We start from the raw sequence: 20,647 nt of genomic DNA on the forward strand, positions 1-20,647 counted from the left end.
CCGAACTCAGGTTAATTAATAGAAACTTGATCGGCAAAATACTGCTCCAGATCTCTCAAAGTCTCCGGAGAAGTCTGGATATCACGTACCAATTCGCCTTTGTTGATGACCACAATTCTTTCGCAAACTTCAGTCGTATGGGCTAAATCATGACTGGAAATTAAGAATGTGGAATCCGAATTCTTTGACCAATCTCTAATTAAGTTTTTGAGTTTGATCTGAGTCGATGGATCCAGGTTGGCAAATGGCTCGTCAAGAATAATTATCGCTGGTGTTCCGATCAACGCGCCGATGATTCCCACTTTTTTCATATTTCCTTTGGAAAGGTCACGGATGTATTTTTTTGCATTCAGGATTTCGCCGTTGAAGAAATCGTTGAAGTTCTTCAGGAACTCGTCAACCTGGATCTTGGTTTGACCTCTGAGTTCGCCGAGGAAATAGAAATACTCTTCAGGCGTGAGATATCCAATTAAAAAAGTTTCATCTATGAAAGCGCCGACTTTGTTTTTCCAGTTTTCGGACTCGTTGACTTTTTCCTGGTCGATGGCAACAAAACCGGAAGTAGGTTCGATTAAGTCAAGAATCAAACTGAACAAGGTTGTTTTTCCAGCACCGTTGTTCCCCACGAGACCAATGGTTTGGCCTTTTTGGAAATCGAGGGATTCTATGCTTAGGACTTTTTTGTTTTCGTAAACTTTGGAGAGGTTATTTATTGTGATCATATTATTTAGAGATTAGAAGTGAGATGTTAGATGTTAGATTTTGATAGACACGGAATGGCTCGCAGCCCGAATTATCTCTGACTTTTTATTTTTTATTTGAATCGATGAACCGCTTCGCTAGGTTTGAGTGGAAATCCTTTTTTGTGGCTGGAAAAGCCAAGGCAAAAAGATTGGGAACGGAAGGCGGATAAAGCTGCCCCAAATTTTAATTTCCTTTGAAGGCTTTGATGGTGGAATATTTTTCCTTTTTGTAAAGTTTGACAATGAAGTCGAAGAATTTTTCTCTGAAAAGAAATCCGATCAAACCGAGAAAACCCAAACTGGCAACCGCCGCTGTAGTTCCGAACAGATATTTGGTTCCCGCAAAAACGGCCATTGGTAAAACCATTTGAGGCAAAATCATTAAAATACTTTTGAAACTGAAATTATTTTTCTTTCCGAAAGATTTCCCTCTGGCATTCAGGTCAATCGGATTTTTATTGTAAGCTCCCGTGAGCAAAACGATCTGTGAATTGACACCGATATTATAAAGTCCACCCGCAAGAAATGTGAAATACAATTCCCAACTCACAAACGCATAAGCAATCGCCAAAACCATACTAACGCCCACTGCGCTCACGATGAGCCACCATTTGGCCTTCAGATATTCTTTGTAAGGCACATTCAAAGTCATCATCAATGGATAATAGGAGCTGTCGAATGATGGCACTCTTTGTCCGAACATAAATAGAAATCCACCAGTTACGAATAATCCCATAAACAATTGCATGTAAGCTGTTTTGTAAGTCGGAGAACTGAATAGGAGCAATCCGTAGAATAAGAACAAGAAGCTTCCTATGGCTATGGATTTTGCAGCTTTGCTCCGTTTGATCATTCTAATGTCATTATTGATGAATGTTCCGAGAACGCCATATTTATTAAGAAATTGAATGCTTTCTGTTTTCCCGACTTCCTGTTTCATTTCCAAACCTTTGTCCAGATAGAAATTGTCTTTGATGAATTTCTTAACGATGAAAAACCCGACCAGCATCAATACAATTGGAACAATGATTGTCCACCAATGAATGTAAAACTTCGTGAAAATCAATTCCGAAAATGAGGATAAGGAAATAATCTTGTAATAGTCCAAGCCTGCAAACGCAACCAAAATGATTCCGATGATCCAGACAACAGCGTCTTTCCCATTCAACAGGATATTAAGGAAATTGCTGCAGAAACTTAGAATGATGATGGCGAATATCCAAGCGAAACTTCCCAAAACCGAATGTCCATTGTAAAGCAAGATCACCAAAAGTGGAATGTAAATAAAAAGTCCACCCCAACTGAAGAATGACGAAAAGGTTTTGCCGATCATATAATTGACCAGCGTACTTTTCTTGATGTTCATCGTCAGAAATGGTTTGATGTTTTGCGTTGGCATCTGCTGGAAAAAGTATCTCAGAAAAAGATCAGCGACCAACCAATAGATCAAAAATCGGCTGATGACCAACACTGGGTCGATGTGCATTTCCTTTTTCGGAAAATAATAAGCGCCGAAAGCAATGAAGACGAACATCGCCAACATGTATAACATTCCCAAAAGCTGGAAAATCTTGACAATGACATTGGCTGCCAAAGAGCTGGACCGAAAAAAACTTTTGAATTCTAATTTGATAAACCGCTGGAGCATGAGAGAATTAATTTGGTTAAATTTAATGAATTTAGAATTTGCTAATGTTTCTACTTATTAAGTTCACTTTTACTTGGAAATGTTACAAAATATTTTGATTTATTAACATTGGATCACGAAAATTGTTAGTTGTTTGCATATAACTAAAATTGATAGAACTTTCAAAAATTATATCTTTGTACAATGGCACAGAAGGATACATTATCGAGTTTGATTCACGGTAATTTTGCAAAGGAACTCTCTATTTCGGATGGCAAAATGCCGCCCAATGCATTGGATTTTGAAAAAATTGTGATCGGAACTTTTCTTATTGACAGAAAGGGACTCGACCATTCTATAGACTTATTGACAGCGGACGTTTTCTACGACCCGAGACACCAGACCATTTTTGCGGCAATCTTGAAATTGTACGAAAGCAACTCACCCATCGATCTGATGACTGTGATCCAGGAACTTAAAAGAACCGAAAAACTAAGTCTTGGCGGTGGCGACCATTACATCATTGATTTGACGATGGGCGTAAGTTCATCTGCCCACATCGAATATCACGTGCGTGTGATCTTGGAAAAATTTATCTTAAGGTCATTGATCAATGTTTCCGCCAATGTGATCGACAGTTCCTACAAAGAAACCACCGATGTTTTCGAATTGCTCGATAAAGCCGAACAATCTTTCTTCGAGATCACCAATGGAACCATCAAAAAAGGGTTCGACACGGCCAATTCATTGGTAAAAGAAGCGATTGAGAAGATCAAATCTTTGAAAGACAAAGAAGGACTATCTGGAGTACCATCAGGATTCACTGCATTGGATAAAGAAACTGGAGGTTGGCAAAACTCCGACCTTATCATCATTGCGGCAAGACCGGCGATGGGAAAAACGGCTTTCATCCTTTCGATGGCAAGAAATATCTGCGTCGATCATAACATTCCGATGGCGCTATTCTCTCTGGAGATGGCATCAGTCCAGTTGATCACAAGGATGATTTCCTCCGAAACCGGGATCTCTTCTGAGAAACTGAGAAAAGGACAAATGGCAGATGAAGAGTGGCAAAGATTGTTCACCAACGTTTCTGCTTTGGAAAATGCACCACTTTATATTGACGAAACACCTTCACTTTCTATATTTGATTTCCGTGCGAAATGCCGACGACTGGTAATGCAACACGGCGTGAAGATCATTATGGTCGATTACCTTCAGCTAATGACGGCGAGTTCCGGAAAAGGCGCTGGAAACCGTGAGCAGGAGATTGCAATGATCTCCCGATCTCTAAAAGCCATCGCAAAAGAATTGAACGTTCCGGTAATTGCACTTTCACAGCTTTCCAGAAGTGTGGAGACACGCCCAGGAAAACGACCGATGCTTTCTGACCTCCGTGAATCTGGAGCGATCGAGCAGGATGCGGATATTGTTTCGTTCATCTTCCGACCGGAATATTATAAGATTGCGGTTTGGGATAATGATGAAGAAGGCGCAGAATCCAGCACGGAAAACCAAGCTGAGATCATCATCGCAAAACACAGAAATGGTGCGACTGCAGATGTCCGATTGGCATTCCACAAGAACATTGGTAAGTTTGCCGATCTTGGGACGAATTATGAATACACGCCTTCCAACTTCGGGCAGAAAGACGAGCCTTCTGGGTTTGATAGAATCACGATTACGAGCGATCCACATTCTGCATTCGGACTTCCGAATAACAATCAGGTCTCTGGCTCTGCGATGAATGATGATGACGATGATTTTGCTTTTTAACTTTCTGGTTTGAGTTTAAGAATCGAAATCTATACAGACGGCGCCTGCAGTGGAAATCCCGGCCCAGGTGGTTACGGCATCTTGATGCGCGTCCCAGAAAAAAAATACCAAAAGACCTATTCCAAAGGCTTCCGAAAAACGACCAACAACCGAATGGAATTGATGGCCGTCCTCGTTGCATTAGGAAAACTAAAAAGCCCAGACAACGATGTCCACGTCTTTACGGACAGTAAATATGTAGCAGATGCCATTAATCAAAAATGGATCTACGGCTGGATCAAACGCGGCTGGAAGAATGTCAAAAACCCGGATCTTTGGAAAGAATTTTACAAGTTGTATCAGCTTCATGAACCCAAATTCCATTGGATCAAAGGCCATGCAGGACATCCGGAGAATGAGATCTGTGACCAATTGGCTGTTGCAGCCGCAAAATCAGGGAAATTGCAAATTGATGCTTATTTTGAGAATCCAACTGAAAGTGGATTGTTTTAAATCGTTCACGCTTCATTATAAGAGCAGCGTTTCCAAATTGTGTCTTGATGAACGGTAAGCCTTCCAATCATTCATGAAAAGCTAGTCAATGACAAACGAGAAGCTTCTCACCACTCATCGAGAAGCTTCTCGTTCATAGATAGCAAAGGTGGTTTTGAGCTGGGTCAGACTTTCTTTTTCAGATCGGCCTGCGCAAGAGCATCTATTATACGTTTCCCCGGACGGTAACTCACCTTTACACTTCTGATATTCGAAGCGGTAAAATCTTCCTCCTTATCCACGCCATCCGTGGACAATGTCGGGTAAAAACTGCCCAGCACATCCAATCTTATGATTTTGCCGTTGACAATCTCTTCCTTGATGACATGCTCCATAGCGAACATGACTCCGCGGATGTCAGCTTCCGTAAATGAAGAAAACTTCTCAATGTTCTTTACGAGATCATCCACCGATAACTCTTGATCTAAAACAGCATTGCCATACCACTTTTTGATACCGCCTCCAGCAACACCCGGCTGAGGTTTTTCATATAACTTATAATAAATCGACACAGAAAAGAGTTTAAAATAAAGTTTAAAGTACCAAGATCATACATTCCAAAAATCCCGATCCAGACTTCTATACTGTATTGCTTCTGAGATATGATCTCCTTGGATATTTTCAGAACCTTCAAGATCAGCGATGGTTCTTGCAACTTTCAGGATACGACTGTATGCTCTTGCCGAAAGATTAAGTTTCAGCATTGCTGCTTTTATGAGCAATTGAGAATATTCATCCAGTTCACAATGCTTTTCAATTTCCTTTGAACCCATTTGTGCATTGTAATTGATGTCGGAATCTTTGTACCGTTCATTTTGAATATCTCTGGCTTTATTGACTCTCGCCCTGATGCTTGCGCTACTTTCGCCTTTCCTTTTTTCGGTCAATTGTTCATATTCCACCTTCGAAACTTCGATATGGATGTCAATTCTGTCCAAGAGTGGTCCGGACAATTTGTTCATATACCGCTGCATTTCGCTGGTTGATGAAGTATTATTTGGGTCATCGGGAAAATAGCCGCTTGGACTTGGATTCATACTGGCGACGAGCATGAAGCTTGCTGGATATTCGATGGTGAATTTGGCTCGTGAAATGGTCACGACTCTATCTTCCAACGGTTGTCGCATCACTTCCAAGACGGTTCGTTTGAATTCCGGCATTTCATCAAGAAATAAAACACCATTGTGAGCTAAGGAAATTTCGCCAGGCTGAGGATAACTTCCGCCGCCGACCAAAGCGACGTCCGAAATTGTATGGTGTGGTGCTCTGAAGGGTCGAATTGTTATCAATGAAGTCTCGGCTCCCATTTTCCCTGCAACGGAATGGATCTTTGTGGTCTCCAGCGATTCTTTGAGACTGAGTGCGGGTAGAATACTTGGCAATCGCTTTGCAAGCATTGTCTTTCCACTTCCCGGGGAACCAATCAAAATGATGTTGTGGCCGCCAGCTGCTGCAACTTCCATCGCCCGTTTGGCCGCCTCCTGTCCTTTCACCTCATCAAAGTCGAAAGGAAAATGGTCGATCTTATCCTGAAACTCTTTTCTGGTATCGATCTCAAACTTCTCCAATTCAATATCATCATTAAAAAAATCAATGATCTCTTTAATATTATCAATCCCATAAACATCCAACTGATTGACGATTGCCGCTTCTCTTGCGTTTTTCTTTGGGAGAATGATACCTTTGAAGCCACCTTCTCTAGCCTTGATCGCAATTGGCAAAACACCACGAATTGGTTGTAAACTACCATCCAAGGACAGCTCGCCCATGATGATATATTCGCTAAGTGTATCGTATTTGATCAAATCCGAAGCCGCTAAAATCCCCAAAGCAATACTCAAGTCATAGGATGAACCTTCTTTCCGAAGATCAGCTGGCGCCATATTAATGGTGATCTTTTTACCTGGAATCTTGAAGCCAGAGTTCTTCAATGCGGCAGAGATCCTATAGCTGCTTTCTTTGATGGCATTATCCGGAAGCCCAACCAAATGGTAACCTACGCCTTGATCGACATTGACTTCTATCGTAATGATCTGTGCAGAAACGCCGTGAATGGCAGCACCGTAAATTTTGACAAGCATTTGTGTTTTGTTTTACCAAAAATAAAAAACTCTCTGATGAAAACCAAAGAGTTAAATATTTTTTTTTGATAAATCAATTGAATTACATGAATCGTTCTCCCTTCTTAAGGTTCTTAAGATCAAGTACGTAATCTTTTATCAACTGATCATTGTCTCTGGGACAAATAAGCAAAGCTTTCTCAGTATCTACGACGATGTAGTTTTTAAGCCCGTCGATCACTGCGGCCTTGTTTTGATTTTTTATTCTGATGACATTACCTTTGGAGTTGTAAGTCAGAACATTTTTGGAACTGATTGCATTATTGTCATCATTCTTGTCGGCGTTTGCATAAACCGAAGTCCAGGTTCCAAGATCGCTCCAGCCAAGGTTTGCGGGAATGACATATACATTGTTAGCTTTTTCCAGGATCCCGTTATCGATAGAAATCTTGCTAACTGTTGGGTAGATCAAACCAATACACTCATTTTCAGACTCACAGTTATATTCGCAACTGTTGAATTGATTTGTCATTTCTGGAAGATGCTTTTTGAATGCTTTCAAGATACTTTTCACGTTCCAAAGAAAAATTCCTGCATTCCAAAGGAAATCACCAGACTCCATAAAGCTTTTCGCAATATCAAGATCCGGTTTTTCTGTAAAAGTTTTCACTTTGGAATAATTTTCATTATTCTCCTGTATGAACTGGATATAACCATAGCCTGTGTCTGGTCTCGTGGGCGTGATTCCCAATGTGATTAAATAATCATTTTCGGCCGTCAACTTGAATCCCAACTCTACTTTTTCAAGAAAAGCTCTTTCTTTTAGGATCAGATGATCAGCAGGCATCACGATGATATTTGCGTTTGGATTAACTGCTTCTATTTTTTTCGCCATGTAGAGGTTACAGGCAGATGTATTTTTCATCGCCGGTTCTCCTACGATATTCTCAACTGGGATATCTGGCAACTGTTGCTGTGTAAGCTCTACATATTCCTGATTTGTAATGACATAGATATTTTCCTTTACGATTAGTTGATTGATCCTGTCAAAAGTTTGCTGGATCATTGTTCTTCCCGTTCCTAAAATATCGTGAAACTGTTTTGGAAATTTCTGGGTACTCATCGGCCAAAATCGGCTTCCAATTCCACCAGCCATTATTACACAGTAATTGTTATTGCTCATGTTTAGTTAATTTTTCGACCTTTGCCAAAGGGCGGAATAAATATTTTTTCTCGTTGTTTAAATTGACGCAAAGATATAACTTTTTCTTTTTTTCCAATAATCTGTAAACATCACCTTTATACTGAAACTCATCATTTATTAATAGATTCTCAACAAAAATAAAATTATCCTCAGGATCTTCTATATGAAAATAACGGACTAATTCCGGACTTGCCATGAAGTTCGCTTTTGGATTTTTTGAAAAAGTAGAGATAATAGGCTTCAAATCATCTGTATAGATATCAATACTTTCCAAAAGCATGTCGCGGAAAGTCTCTTTCCATTCTCTGCCATGCGCACTGATCCTGAAATTAAACCTTTCAAATGCGAGAAGATGAGCCAGCTCGTGCGTCAAAACAAAAAAGAAAAGCTGTTTGTCCAAGGTAGAATTGACGGTGATCTGATGTGACTTATCCGGTAATCTTCTGTAATCGCCAAGCTTACTGTTTCTATTTTTGGTGATCTTGATATGAATATAATAATCCGCAAACCACTTTTTCAGAAAAGGAAAAGTGTTATCTGGCAGATACTGTTCTAAAGTTTTGATTGACATTTATTACATTCAAATAGTCAACAAAAATAAGGATTAACAGCGATTTTAGAATTAATTATTATTCAATTGCAGTTATTTTTCCTTAAATTTCGGATAAATTGAAAAATTGCTCAGATCGGTCTCATTTTTTTTGATATTGTTCTTAATCGGATGTTCTAAAAAAGAAGTTCCGAAAAGTTCGACATCTTCAAAAGAGCAGATCAATCCATATTATGAGAAAGCATTTGTCTTCATGGACAAAGATTCTGACAGTTCTTTTTATTACCTCAACAAGGCAAGAGAGCTTTTCCAAAAAAGGAATGACAGTTTTGGACTCGGAAAAAGCTTTGTGAATATGGCGATCATCCAAGAAAAAGAAGGTGACAATTTTGGAAGTATAGAAACCAGCCTTGTTGCAAGCCAATTTTTCAAGGGAAAAGATACTGCGCATTACGGATTTTTATTCTGTAATTACAACAATCTTGGAATTGCTTCTGCCAATCTCAAGAATTATAAAGATGCCAAAAAATTCTACGATAAAGCCTTTCTATTCACCAAAGACCCGATAGACAAAATGGCTTTGGCAAATAATCTGGCCATTGTTTTTCATAACGAAAGTAATTACAAAAAAGCAGTCGCTATCTATTCCAAACTATTGGATAGCGTAGGTCTGAAAAGCGAATTCTATCCAAAACTATTATTGAATTTCACCAGATCCAAATGGTTTGATGATAGAAACTATGATCCCGTTCACAACTATCTCCTCGCAGAAAAACTAAGTGAAAACCTAGATGACGACTGGACAAAAGATGCTGCATACGCCTACCTGTCAAGTTATTACCTTAATAACAATATCGATTCTGCCCGGATGTATTCGAACAAAATGCTAGATCTGGCTCAAAAGTTAAAATATCCAGCCGATCAGCTCGAGGCCTTACAAAATCTCATCAAAATATCAGACGGCACTAAAGCACAAAAATACTTCGAAGATTACTCCAGGATACAAGATAGTTTGATCAATGCACAGAATAAGGCCAAAAATCAATTTGCGCTGATCCGTTTTGAAAGTGAAAAGGCAAAAGCCGACAATCTCAAATTACAGAAAGAACATGATGCACACGAATATCAAGTAGAACGACAAAAATTGATCATCGGTCTTCTACTCCTGTTTTTCATATTAACTTCAATCATTTCCTACATTTGGATCAAAAAAAGACGTGAAAAACAAGCTTTGGAGGCAAATAATATGTTACAAGAGCAGCGGTTGGATTTCTCCAAAAAAGTCCATGATGTGGTTGCCAACGGAATCTATGAAGTGATGACAACAATTGAAAATCAAAGTAATATCCCAAAAGAGAAAATACTAGACAAGCTGGAATTGATGTACGAAAAATCACGAGATCTTTCCTATGACGATGCATTGCAGCAGGATTTCAATCAAAGGATTCTAGGATTGGTAAGCTCTTTTGATAATGATAGGACAAAGATCATCCTTATAGGTAATGATTGTAGTTTTTGGACAAGCATTGATGGTAGCACCAGAGAAGAACTTTTTCAAATCATTAGAGAATTGCTCGTAAATATGAAAAAACACAGCCAAGCGACGCAGGTCATTCTGAGGTTCATTAATGAAAATAATTTCCGTGAGATCAAGTATATCGACAACGGAGTTGGGCTTTCAGAGAGTTTTGTGGAGAAAAACGGATTCACAAATATGAGATCAAGGCTTGAGGGAAATGCTAAACTTGAAATTGAGGAAAGCATTTCAGGGTTAAAACTATCAATAAAATTTTAAAGCATGTTTAGGAAGATATTAATCGCTGAAGACCATGAGAGCAGTAATTTTTCTGTCCAAAAGGTTTCTGAAGAATTGCAAATCCCAAAGGTAGATCATGTTTATTACTGCGATGATGCGTTTGCCAAACTCAAAATATCTTTGGAGTCCGAACCATATGAATTGCTCATTACCGACTTTTCGTTTGAGGAAGACCACAGAAAGCAACTGATCAAAAACGGCAGTGAGTTGATAAGATCTTGTCGCGAAATCTATCCCGAACTAAAAGTGATCGTTTTTTCCGCAGAACACAGATTGGGTGTGATCGACCTACTTTTCAGCGAATTAAAAATAAATGGCTTTGTAAGAAAAGCACGCCATGATTCTCGGGAACTCAAAAAAGCCATAGAAATGGTTGAAAATAATGTAAACTATATTTCGCACAATCTGAAACTTCCCGTAAAAAGCATGAACACTTTGGAGTTCAGTAATTACGATATTATTTTGCTTCAGCTATTATCGGAAGGGGTCTTGCAGAAAAACGTACCTAAGGTCCTTCAGGAAAGAGATATTTTCCCAAATAGCTTGAGCAGTGTGGAAAAAAGAATGAATGCCATGAAGCTAGCATTGACGGTGAAAAACAACGAACAACTGATCGCTTATTGTAAAGATCTGGGAATAATTTGATTTTTTTTCAATTATTTTCCCATTTTACGGTTTCCCGTAAGGAAATACGAATTTATCTATCTAATTTTGTCCCAGATTAATAACCGTAAAAACACAAAAAACAATAATCATTTCCAAAATAGTCTGAAGATTTTCTTTAGGCTATTTTATTTTCTAAACATCTCCGTGTGCGGAATGTTATCTTCCAAATATTTTTTCCCGGTATCCTGGAATCCAAAATCCGAATAGAACCTTAGCAAATAATCTTGCGCAGAAATCCTGACTTCCGAAGTTCCCAATCGGTTTTCTATGATCTCGAGAGCATATTTTATCAGTTGCTTTCCAAGTCCTGTTCCTCTGCCATTTTCAGTTGTCACTACTCTTCCGATAGAGGTTTCCGGATACTTGATGCCTTTGTCAAAAATCCTGCAATAGGCTAGAACCTCACCATTATTTTCCGCCCAAAGATGGATTGCTTTTTGATCATTGTCATCCAGGTCGGGATAAGGACAATCTTGTTCAACAACAAAAACATTGACTCTGGCCTTGATAATTTCGTAAAGTTCAGGTGTTGTAAGTTCAGAAAATGTTTTGATTTTCCAATCTATATTAGTCATCGAATCGTACTTTATTTTTTATAAGAAATTGATTGGTCTCTGAGATGAATTTCAGGATATTGTCTGTTCCCGTTTTTTTCTCAGCCGAGGTCACATAGATCTCCGGCAGGTCTTCCCAAGTATTCAGCAATTCCTTTTTGTAAGCTTCCACATTTCGGTCCGCGGCGCCAGCTTTCAATTTATCCACTTTTGTAAAAACGATGGAAAACGGAACATTGCTTTCGCCACACCATTGCATAAACTCCAGATCGATCTTCTGAGGTGCCAGACGCGAATCTATCAAAACAAATAGATTCACCAGATTTTGTCTGTTGAGGATGTAATTGGTAATCAGTTTTTCAAAATCCTTTCTAAGACTTTTGGAAACTTTCGCGTAACCGTAACCTGGAAGATCGGTAAGAAACCAATTTTCATTAACCAAAAAATGATTGATGAGCTGTGTTTTACCCGGTGTTTGTGATGTTTTAGCCAAATCTTTGTGATTCATCATCGCGTTGATGAGAGACGATTTGCCTACGTTGGAACGTCCGATGAAAGCATATTCTGCCATTGTTGGCTCGGGACAATCCTGCCATTTCTGACTGCTTTTTACAAATTCTGCGGTTTTGATTACCATATTTTTATATTTAAAAACCACTAAGAATCAATTTATTTAAAATTAAAAAAATCAAATTCTTAATGGTCTGAAAAGTTTTTATTGATTATTGACTTACATCACTCTCTGTAGCCAAGCGTAAAGAATCTCATTGAATTCGTCCGGTTTTTCCATCATCGCAGCGTGACCACATTTGTCGATCCAGTGCAATTCGGAATTTGGGATGAATTTGTGCATATCTTCTGCCACTTCCGGCGGCGTCACATTATCTTGTTTCCCCCAGATGATGCACGTTGGGCAAGTGATCTTCGGAAGGTCGTTCAGCATATTGTGTTTGATGGCACTTCTGGCCAACATCACCGTTTTGATACCTTTCATCCTGTCGTTTACCACCGCGAAAACCTCATCTACCAACTCATCTGTTGCTACAATAGGGTCGTAGAAAACATCCTGCGTTTTTTTCTTGATATAGTCTTTATCACTTTTTCTCGGGAAACTATCGCCAAAAGTTCTTTCGTACAACCCAGAACTTCCTGTTAAAACTAAATTCTTTACCAATTCCGGACGGGAAGTTGTTAAGATCAATCCGATATGTCCGCCCATGGAGTTACCTACGATGGTCACCGGTTTTCCGATAACATCTGTAATGAACTTGGCCACAAACTTTGAGATTGAGGTCAAATTGGTATTCAAGATCGGGAGATCATAGATCGGCAATTGTGGGACGAAGACCTTGTAGCCCTTGTCCGAATAAAAGTTGATCATCTTATCGAAGTTGCTCAAGCCTCCCATCAAACCATGCAAAAGCACCAGAGGATGACCTTCCCCTGCTTCTACATAAGTATATTTCGTGTCTTTTTTAGTTTTAAAAATCATAATGCTCTCTCGATAACGCGCCAAAAATACAAATAAAAGAATAATTTTTTATTTTAATCCTACTAATACGGTCAAATTTAATTTATTTTAACACTGATGTCAATTCATTAATACGGTTTACTATCGGCAGTGCGAAAATTCCGCTGGTTGTGAGATAAAGTTCGTAAAAAGATTTCGCTTTTTCTGAAAAATCCAGCTGACCTTCTGTCCGGAAATGAAACATAAAAACATTGCCGAGCATCTCATAATAATCGGCGTGGTCTTTTGATTCCCGAAGTTTGACCATTTCTATGATCTCCTCTTTTGACTTTAATGACAATTCAGCAAAATCCATTTTGAAAATATCCTTCATCAAGGAATCGAAATCCAATTCTTTCTGCATCAAACTTTCTTCTGGTTTTCCGAGAAGTAATTTTTCTAATGCCTGACTAAGTTGTCTTATTAATCTAAGTGTAAAATCTTTATCTTGAATCATTAATTAGGTTTTAGTTATTAAGATTTATTTCTCAGTTTCAAATTATTATCCAAAAAACAAATACGCCAAAATTACCGAAACCGTAACTCCAACCAAATCTGCCAAAAGCATCGACCCAACTGTATATCTTGTATTCTTGATTCCGACCGAGCCAAAATAAACAGCAATCACATAAAAAGTAGTGTCCGAACTTCCTTGTAAAATGGCAGATAATTTTCCGGCAAAACTGTCCGCGCCAAAGGTTTTCATCGTATCCACCATCATTCCTCTTGCTCCGGAACCAGACAATGGTTTGATAAGAGCGGTTGGCAATCCGTCCACAAATCTTGTATCTAGATGCGAAGCGCTGGCAATCCATTTCATACCATCGATGATGACCTCAAAAACGCCACTAGTTCTCAGGAGAGAGATTGCAATCAACATACCAACCAGGTACGGAATGATCTTCACACAAACCGTAAAACCTTCTTTCGCTCCATCGATGAACGCATCGAAAACGTTGATCTTTTTATAAACTGCACCCAAAACGATGGCTAGGAAAATCAATAATATAATGCCGTTGCTCATCACTTTGCTGAAAGAATCCAACTCGTCCTTACTCAATTGAACCAAGTAGATCACAAGCAAACCGATAATCGCAGATATCCCACCCACGTAAGCTAAAACAATCGGTTGAAACAGATTGATTTTTTGCCTGATAGAAACAATAGTCATCGCTGCCAAAGTTGCGCAGAATGTGGCGATCATACACGGTAGAAAAATATCGGTCGGTGTCACAGAACCCATTGATGAACGAATTGCAATGATGGAAACCGGAATCAAGGTCAAACCGCTGGCGTGCAGGCAGAGGAACATAATCTGGGCATTGCTGGCTTTGTCTTTATCGGGATTCAAGGTTTGGAGACTTTCCATGGCTTTGAGTCCGAACGGTGTGGCAGCGTTGTCCAATCCTAATAAATTGGCACTGAAGTTAAGCATCATATGTCCGAATGACGGATGGTTTTTCGGGATGTCCGGAAATAATTTGGAGAAGAATGGCTGGATCATTCGGCTAAGGAAATTGATACCGCCCGCTTTTTCGGCGATACTCATAAATCCCATAAAAAGTGCCATAATTCCAATCAGTTTCAAGCAGATGTTTACGGCTGTCTCGCTGGTTCCAATGACGCCATCGGTCGCTGCAACCCTGTAAGTATTCACGTTTTGAAGCGAATCCATTTTGTAATGGATGTGATTTTCTTCGAGTTCCGGCGTGGTTTTCAAAGACCTCTGAATATCAGGAGAAAACTGGACCAATGGTTTTTGCGAGATTTTTATCGTGTCGCCGCCCTTCCCGACTACCATGTCGTTGAAGATCTGACTGTAATTCTCTGAACTGAAATATTTTATGGAGGCCACCGCAATTGCAATGATGATGAAGGCTGACCAAATCCTGCTTAGAACCATTCTGGAAATTAATTTCAGTAAATGTAAGAAAAATGATAATAGATTTTGGAAACTGGGATTTAGAAATTAAAATTTTAATAGAAAACCGAATCCCGCAGCCCGGCCTGAGTGGAGCTCATTTTTGTGCATTGGGAAAAGTTGGGCAAAAAATAGCGGGAACGGAGGACGGAAAAAGCTGCCCAAATTTTTAAACTTTTGAAATTAAAGAGACATTTTCAAAACTGATTTATGTCATAAATCCAAATTATACTTGTTTAGTATGAATTGAATTAATACCTTTGCCTCGGCTTTTTTTAAACACTATCCATGTTGAAATTCTGTTTTGTTTGTTGCAGTAATATATTTCAGTGATATAGAATGAAGAAGAGAATAGTGTGTTTATTTCGAAAACCTTTCATACTCTCATTTGAAAGGTTTTTTATTTTAATTAATTCGTAAAAATGATTGAACTTTTAAACGTTACCAAAAGTTTTAAAACCAAAAATAAGACGATCCAAGCTTTGGCAGACGTTTCATTGACGGTGGAAAAAGGCGAGATCTTTGGCGTCATCGGAACTTCCGGCGCCGGGAAAAGTACGCTCATCCGCTGTGTGAACCTTCTCGAAAAACCAAATGCAGGGAAAGTGATAGTCGATAATATTGAACTGACAAAATTGTCTGATGCTCAACTGACCTTGGAAAGACGGAAAATCGCGATGATTTTCCAACATTTCAACTTGTTGTCTTCTCGAACGGTCTTTGACAATATTGCATTTCCGTTGGAATTGGAAGGACAATCGAAATCCGAGATCAAGGAAAAAGTAAATGGCCTTTTAGAACTTGTTGGACTGAATGAAAAGGCAAAGGATTATCCAGCCAATCTATCCGGCGGACAAAAACAAAGAGTGGCGATTGCCAGAGCTTTGGCGAACGACCCGAAAGTTTTGCTTTGCGACGAGGCGACCAGTGCGCTAGATCCAGCAACCACGAAATCGATTCTGAAATTGCTAAAATCCATCAACCAAAAACTGAACTTAACGATTCTTCTAATCACGCACGAAATGGAAGTGATCAAAACGATCTGCGACAAAGTGGCAGTAATCGATCACGGAAAATTGGCGGAACAAGGCAACGTGGAACAAATCTTTACCAACCCGCAACAGGAAATCACGAAAGGATTTATCCAGTCTTCTCTTAATATAGAATTGCCTTTGGTCTATCAAAACTCATTGAGCAATATTGATCATGGAAATAGTAATCCGTTGGTGAAATTTATGCTAACCGGAAATAATGACCAGAGTTTTGTCATCAGTAATTTGTTTGAGAAATTCCAGGTTAAAGCGAAAGTGATCAGTGCGCAACTGGAATACGTTGGCAATCTGAGTTTTGGTGTTTTGCTTGTGGAATTGCAAGGCAAAAATATCAACGAGGCTTTGGCTTATTTGGAAAATGAATATTCTAACACAGAAATTTTAGGTTATGTCGGATAGTATTATCAATTTGTTATTTCAAGGGACGATAGAAACGATTGTGATGACCTTGGTTTCTGGATTTTTCGGATTTCTTTTGGGATTACCGACGGGAATTTTTCTTTTTTTGACAAGAAAAGGACAATTGTTGGAGAACAAAGTTTCCCATCAAGTTGTCTCTGTCATCGTAAATATTTTCCGCTCTATTCCATTCATCATCTTAATTGTTTGGATGATCCCCTTCACAAGAACGATTGTAGGAACATCGATCGGCGTTGCGGCGGCTTTGGTTCCACTAAGTGTTGGTTCGGCTCCATTTATTGCAAGATTAGTAGAGAATAGTTTGTTGGAAATCCCTTCCGGTTTGATAGAAGCGGCAAGATCGATGGGCGCAAAACCATTGCAAATCATCCGAAAAGTACTTTTGCCGGAAGCTTTGCCTTCACTTATCAATAATGTCAGTATCACTTTGGTCACGCTTGTAGGTTATTCCGCAATGGGCGGCGCTGTGGGTGCTGGTGGATTGGGACAAGTTGGTTATCAATATGGCTACATCGGTTATGATTTTGCGGTGATGAATTCAGTATTGATATTACTGATCATTCTGGTGTTCATCATTCAAATAGCGGGAGATTTCCTTTCGAAAAAATTCAATCACAGATAAAAAATTAAAAATGAATAAATTAAAAATAATTGCTTTAGCATTTGCTGTCATCATATTATCAGCTTGCAGTAAAAAAGACTCAAACCCAAATGTTTTAAAAGTTGGCATCGCATCCGGACCTGAACAAGGTTTGGCAGAAGAAGCCAAAAAAGTCGCCAAAGCAAAATATGGTTTGGATGTAGAATTAGTAAGTTTCAACGATTATGTAGTTCCAAATGAAGCTTTGAGCCAAGGCGATGTGGATGTGAATGCGTTTCAACATTTGCCTTATCTGGAAGAACAATCAAGACAACGAGGTTACAAATTGGCTGTTGTGGGGAAAACTTTCGTCTATCCAATTGTTGCTTATTCAAAGAAGATCAAATCAATCTCAGAATTGAAGCCTGGACAAACCATCGTCATCCCAAATGATCCTACAAATGGCGGAAGATCATTATTGTTACTTCAAAAACAAGGTTTGATCAAACTAAAAGAAGGAATCGGACTATTACCAAAAGTAGCTGACATCACAGAAAATCCGAAAAATTTCAGAATCCTGGAATTGGAAGCGCCACAGATACCAAGGGTTTTGGAAGACAAAGAAGTTGTGCTGGCGATCATCAATAACAATTTTGCGGCTCAGGCAGGCTTGGATCCAGAAAAAGAAGGCTTATTCACAGAAGACAAGGATTCGCCTTATGCCAATTTAATCGTTTCAAGAGAAGACAACAAGAATGACGAGAAAATCAAAAATTTCGTCAAAGCCTATCAATCTCCGGAAGTAGAGGCCGTTGCCAAGCAGACCTTCAAAGGAGGCGCTGTGAAAGCGTGGTAAAACTTCTATTTTATATCTAGTTTTTTAAGTTGGCGGTTCAGATTGAATCGCCAATTTTTCTATTAATTAAAGAAATATCGATTATGCTTTCAAAATTATCAAAACTAAAAAACAAGTAAAAGAAACTATAAATCAATCCTATAAAGAAAAACTCTCCAATTGTTCGATTATGATTTAAATCATCTGTCTATTTTTATTTGTTCTAAATAAACACGTTTGCAGAAAATTAAATTATATGCTTAATAAATATCTTTGTTTAGGATTGTTTGCAGCTTTTGTAAACACTAATGCGCAAAACTGTACGCCTCAAGCTGCAGGTAATAATATTGGTGACAATGGTTGCGTAAGCCTCACTTATCAAAACCAAACCGTTTCCTACAAAACTGTAAGAGCTGCCGACTGTTACGAGTGGCTTCAGCAAAACCTTGGAAGTTCAAACGTTGCGACAAGCATTGCCGACGAAGGTGCAAGAGGAGACTATTTCCAATACGGCCGTTGGGATGACGGACACCAATTGAAAACTTCCCAAACAACGGATGTTTATCCAACTCCTAACAATCCTGTTGGCCTTGGAAATGGAACACCTCAATTCTACATTGGCGGAGGAACACCTTGGAATTCCGATTATAAAGGCTGGTTTGCAAATCCTGATCAAAATGACACTTGGTCTGCAAAGAACCTTTCCGAAGTGACAGAACACAACGGCATCGACCCTTGTAAAGCCATTGGAGACAACTGGGAAATGCCTTCAGAAGCTGATTGGGATGTTGTAATGCAAAAGGAAAATATCTTCCCCAGACCAGTCGGCGCTACAAATGGCGGAATCGTAAGAGGTTTTGAAAGCAACCTTAAAATCGCTGGCGCAGGTTCTCGCAAGGACTTGGGATGGGCTTTCGAAGGGACTCGTGCTTACATCTGGACAAAATCTGCCAGTACCAATCCAAACTTTTATCGTTTCGTTTATCTAGGAGCTGCAGCATCCAGCACAACAGGTTTTGGCGGTGATGCAAAAAGTTTCGGCTACTCAATAAGATGTGTGAACAAGTCTAACAATACTTTGGCTGTGAACGATTTCGGAAAAACTGATTTTTCATTTGGACCAAATCCAGCTGACAAATTCATCAAAATCAACACAGAAGACGCTTTGAAGTCTGTTGAAGTTCTATCCACCACAGGACAGAAGATCTCTGAAACCAAAGAAAATACAGTTGATGTTTCTGGTTTGACAAAAGGCAATTACTTCATCAAGATCACTTTTGAGAACGGAAAAACGACGACTAAGAAATTCATCAAGAAATAAACTTTCCACTAAATTAATAATTGAAAAAGAACGCCTTTTGAGCGTTCTTTTTTATTCTAAATAGATCAGGATATCTCTGTCAATCTCTTCATCAACAGAAGTTATTAGAACCGCATCTTTTGTCTTTTCCTGAAGCTCCTTAATAAAAAAACTACTCTCGAAAAACTGTCGGTGAACGCCTGGCAAAAGGCTCATAAAGTAATCCATTCCCAATTGATTGTTATGCAGATCCATTTTGGTTTCCAAGGGTTTGTTCGGGAACAGGTCTTCGTGCATATCTGTCAGTCTTTTACACCATTTCAAGGACTTCTCAGGCGAGGAGACCTTGCAGAAATACATCATAATGATACAGCACCAATATGCGTGTCGGAAAGCATTCCCAATCCCGCTATTGGAATTGGTCTTGGGATACAATTCCTTTGCTATCTTGAAAGCTTTAAGGCTCGCATAGGTGTATAGAAAAGCGAACAACGGATGCATGATGCCAATGGAAAAAACCTTTAATAGTTTACTAAAGGTCAATGACTTCAATGCTCGAAAAAAAATGCCTATAAATCTCATCAATAAAAAACTCTCCCAGATTTGAGAGAGTATATTTTTAGTTCAATAATTTGATCAATGATATTCGTGGATCAAAAGCTTTACCGCTCTGGAAACCTGTTGTTTGATCTCTGTTCTCCTAACGATGAAGTCCACAAAACCTTTTTCCTGCAAAAACTCAGAGGTTTGGAAACCTTCTGGTAAATCTTTACCAATGGTTTCACGAATAACTCTTGGTCCAGCGAAGCCGATCAAAGCACTTGGTTCTGCGATGATCAAATCAGCCGTCATTGCAAAAGAAGCGGTGATTCCACCAAAAGTTGGATCGGTCAAATAAGCGATGTAAGGCAGACCAGCATCAGAAAGCTGAACCAATTTTGCCTGAACTTTCGCCAACTGCATCAAAGAGTAAGCTGCTTCCTGCATTCTCGCGCCACCAGATTGGCAGATGATCATGTAAGGCAATTTGTGTTTGATACAATAGTCAATTGCTCTACGGATCTTCTCTCCCATCACAGAACCCAAAGATCCACCGATGAAAGCGAAATCCATACAAGAGATCACCATTTCTACACCGTTCACTTTTCCAGTCGCGTTACGGATGGAATCAGTCAATTTGGTTTTAGCCTTTACTTCTTTCAGACGGTCTGTGTAAGATTTTGTATCCTTGAATTTAAGAATATCGACACTTTCCACATCAGCATCCAATTCTTTGAATTTCTGATCATCAAAAAGCATATCAAAGTATTCTCTACTTCCGATCCTTACGTGGAAACCATCTTCCGGAGACACAAAATTGTTAGCTCTGAGTTCTTCAGCCTCTATTATTTTGCCAGTTGGCGTCTTGTGCCAAAGTCCTTTCGGAACGTCCTTTTTGTCTTCTGTAGAAGTGGTAATATTTTGCCCTTTCCTTTTAAACCAATCAAATGCCATTATACCTG

At 39.2% G+C, this 20,647-nt stretch carries 21 protein-coding genes; 8 read left to right on the plus strand and 13 right to left on the minus strand.

Going from position 1 to position 20,647, the window contains the following annotated elements:
* Positions 1-11: 11 nt before the first annotated feature.
* Together AXA65_RS08215 and AXA65_RS08220 are read right to left on the minus strand one after the other, a co-directional pair.
* The gene (locus tag AXA65_RS08215) at positions 12-722 is read right to left on the minus strand and encodes an ABC transporter ATP-binding protein (protein WP_063969638.1); all 711 of its coding nucleotides are present in this window, start codon (positions 720-722) and stop codon (positions 12-14) included.
* Positions 723-927: 205 nt separating this feature from the next.
* Entirely contained in the window at positions 928-2,391 is a 1,464-nt protein-coding gene (locus tag AXA65_RS08220; RefSeq protein WP_063969639.1) for a DUF5687 family protein, read from the minus strand.
* Between the two features lie 183 nt (positions 2,392-2,574).
* On the opposite strand from AXA65_RS08220, the gene dnaB reads away from it, so the two are divergent.
* The gene (dnaB, locus tag AXA65_RS08225; protein ID WP_063969640.1) at positions 2,575-4,146 is read left to right on the plus strand and encodes a replicative DNA helicase; all 1,572 of its coding nucleotides are present in this window, start codon (positions 2,575-2,577) and stop codon (positions 4,144-4,146) included.
* Positions 4,147-4,155: 9 nt separating this feature from the next.
* Positions 4,156-4,638 carry a ribonuclease HI gene (gene rnhA, locus AXA65_RS08230; RefSeq protein ID WP_063969641.1) on the plus strand — a complete coding sequence of 161 codons (483 nt, stop codon included), beginning with the start codon at positions 4,156-4,158 and terminating at the stop codon, positions 4,636-4,638.
* 164 nt (positions 4,639-4,802) lie between these two features.
* On the opposite strand, the gene AXA65_RS08235 is transcribed toward rnhA, so the two are convergent.
* The 4 genes from AXA65_RS08235 to AXA65_RS08250 form a co-directional block, all read right to left on the minus strand.
* The gene (locus AXA65_RS08235) at positions 4,803-5,189 is read right to left on the minus strand and encodes an HU family DNA-binding protein (RefSeq protein ID WP_063969642.1); all 387 of its coding nucleotides are present in this window, start codon (positions 5,187-5,189) and stop codon (positions 4,803-4,805) included.
* A gap of 36 nt (positions 5,190-5,225) precedes the next feature.
* The gene (locus AXA65_RS08240) at positions 5,226-6,758 is read right to left on the minus strand and encodes a YifB family Mg chelatase-like AAA ATPase (RefSeq protein WP_063969643.1); all 1,533 of its coding nucleotides are present in this window, start codon (positions 6,756-6,758) and stop codon (positions 5,226-5,228) included.
* An 82-nt stretch (positions 6,759-6,840) separates the two neighbouring features.
* Positions 6,841-7,920 (minus strand): mannose-1-phosphate guanylyltransferase, encoded by a 1,080-nt coding sequence (locus tag AXA65_RS08245; protein ID WP_228391649.1) that lies wholly within the window; start codon positions 7,918-7,920, stop codon positions 6,841-6,843.
* Complete coding sequence (locus AXA65_RS08250) at positions 7,910-8,512, minus strand: SprT-like domain-containing protein (protein WP_063969644.1); 603 nt, start codon at positions 8,510-8,512, stop codon at positions 7,910-7,912. The genes AXA65_RS08245 and AXA65_RS08250 overlap by 11 nt, the downstream gene beginning before the upstream one ends.
* Positions 8,513-8,648: 136 nt before the next feature.
* Between AXA65_RS08250 and AXA65_RS08255 the strand changes: the two genes are divergently transcribed.
* A complete protein-coding gene (locus tag AXA65_RS08255) occupies positions 8,649-10,286 on the plus strand; it encodes a tetratricopeptide repeat-containing sensor histidine kinase (RefSeq protein ID WP_063969645.1) in 1,638 nt (545 codons plus the stop codon).
* Between the two features lie 3 nt (positions 10,287-10,289).
* Positions 10,290-10,952, plus strand: coding sequence for a response regulator transcription factor (locus tag AXA65_RS08260; protein ID WP_063969646.1), 663 nt, complete (start codon positions 10,290-10,292; stop codon positions 10,950-10,952).
* Positions 10,953-11,098: 146 nt separating this feature from the next.
* On the opposite strand, the gene AXA65_RS08265 is transcribed toward AXA65_RS08260, so the two are convergent.
* The 5 genes from AXA65_RS08265 to AXA65_RS08285 all read right to left on the minus strand — a co-directional run bounded on the left by AXA65_RS08265 (position 11,099) and on the right by AXA65_RS08285 (position 14,940).
* The gene (locus AXA65_RS08265) at positions 11,099-11,548 is read right to left on the minus strand and encodes a GNAT family N-acetyltransferase (RefSeq protein WP_063969647.1); all 450 of its coding nucleotides are present in this window, start codon (positions 11,546-11,548) and stop codon (positions 11,099-11,101) included.
* Entirely contained in the window at positions 11,541-12,164 is a 624-nt protein-coding gene (yihA, locus tag AXA65_RS08270; RefSeq protein ID WP_063969648.1) for a ribosome biogenesis GTP-binding protein YihA/YsxC, read from the minus strand. The genes AXA65_RS08265 and yihA overlap by 8 nt, the downstream gene beginning before the upstream one ends.
* A gap of 93 nt (positions 12,165-12,257) precedes the next feature.
* On the minus strand, positions 12,258-13,019 hold the full coding sequence (locus AXA65_RS08275) for an alpha/beta fold hydrolase (protein ID WP_063969649.1): 762 nt from the start codon (positions 13,017-13,019) through the stop codon (positions 12,258-12,260).
* A gap of 82 nt (positions 13,020-13,101) precedes the next feature.
* Positions 13,102-13,494: a hypothetical protein gene (locus AXA65_RS08280; RefSeq protein WP_063969650.1), complete on the minus strand. Its 393-nt coding sequence runs from the start codon at positions 13,492-13,494 to the stop codon at positions 13,102-13,104.
* A 45-nt stretch (positions 13,495-13,539) separates the two neighbouring features.
* Complete coding sequence (locus AXA65_RS08285; protein WP_063969651.1) at positions 13,540-14,940, minus strand: nucleoside recognition domain-containing protein; 1,401 nt, start codon at positions 14,938-14,940, stop codon at positions 13,540-13,542.
* 440 nt (positions 14,941-15,380) lie between these two features.
* Here AXA65_RS08285 and AXA65_RS08290 point away from each other — a divergent pair, with 440 nt between their 5' ends.
* The 4 genes from AXA65_RS08290 to AXA65_RS08305 all read left to right on the plus strand — a co-directional run bounded on the left by AXA65_RS08290 (position 15,381) and on the right by AXA65_RS08305 (position 19,166).
* Entirely contained in the window at positions 15,381-16,409 is a 1,029-nt protein-coding gene (locus AXA65_RS08290; protein ID WP_063969652.1) for a methionine ABC transporter ATP-binding protein, read from the plus strand.
* Positions 16,399-17,052, plus strand: a complete 654-nt coding sequence (gene metI, locus AXA65_RS08295; RefSeq protein WP_063969653.1) for a methionine ABC transporter permease MetI — start codon at positions 16,399-16,401, stop codon at positions 17,050-17,052. The genes AXA65_RS08290 and metI overlap by 11 nt, the downstream gene beginning before the upstream one ends.
* 10 nt (positions 17,053-17,062) lie before the next feature.
* Positions 17,063-17,866, plus strand: a complete 804-nt coding sequence (gene metQ, locus AXA65_RS08300) for a methionine ABC transporter substrate-binding lipoprotein MetQ (protein ID WP_063969654.1) — start codon at positions 17,063-17,065, stop codon at positions 17,864-17,866.
* Positions 17,867-18,101: 235 nt separating this feature from the next.
* The gene (locus tag AXA65_RS08305; RefSeq protein ID WP_063969655.1) at positions 18,102-19,166 is read left to right on the plus strand and encodes a T9SS type A sorting domain-containing protein; all 1,065 of its coding nucleotides are present in this window, start codon (positions 18,102-18,104) and stop codon (positions 19,164-19,166) included.
* Positions 19,167-19,217: 51 nt separating this feature from the next.
* Here the strand turns inward: AXA65_RS08305 and AXA65_RS08310 are convergent, their stop codons facing one another.
* Together AXA65_RS08310 and accD are read right to left on the minus strand one after the other, a co-directional pair.
* Positions 19,218-19,727, minus strand: a complete 510-nt coding sequence (locus AXA65_RS08310) for a DUF6973 domain-containing protein (RefSeq protein ID WP_063969656.1) — start codon at positions 19,725-19,727, stop codon at positions 19,218-19,220.
* A gap of 54 nt (positions 19,728-19,781) precedes the next feature.
* Entirely contained in the window at positions 19,782-20,639 is an 858-nt protein-coding gene (gene accD / locus AXA65_RS08315; RefSeq protein ID WP_063969657.1) for an acetyl-CoA carboxylase, carboxyltransferase subunit beta, read from the minus strand.
* Positions 20,640-20,647: the final 8 nt, after the last annotated feature.

Source organism: Chryseobacterium sp. FP211-J200 (genome assembly GCF_001643375.1).
Lineage (GTDB): Bacteria > Bacteroidota > Bacteroidia > Flavobacteriales > Weeksellaceae > Epilithonimonas > Epilithonimonas ginsengisoli.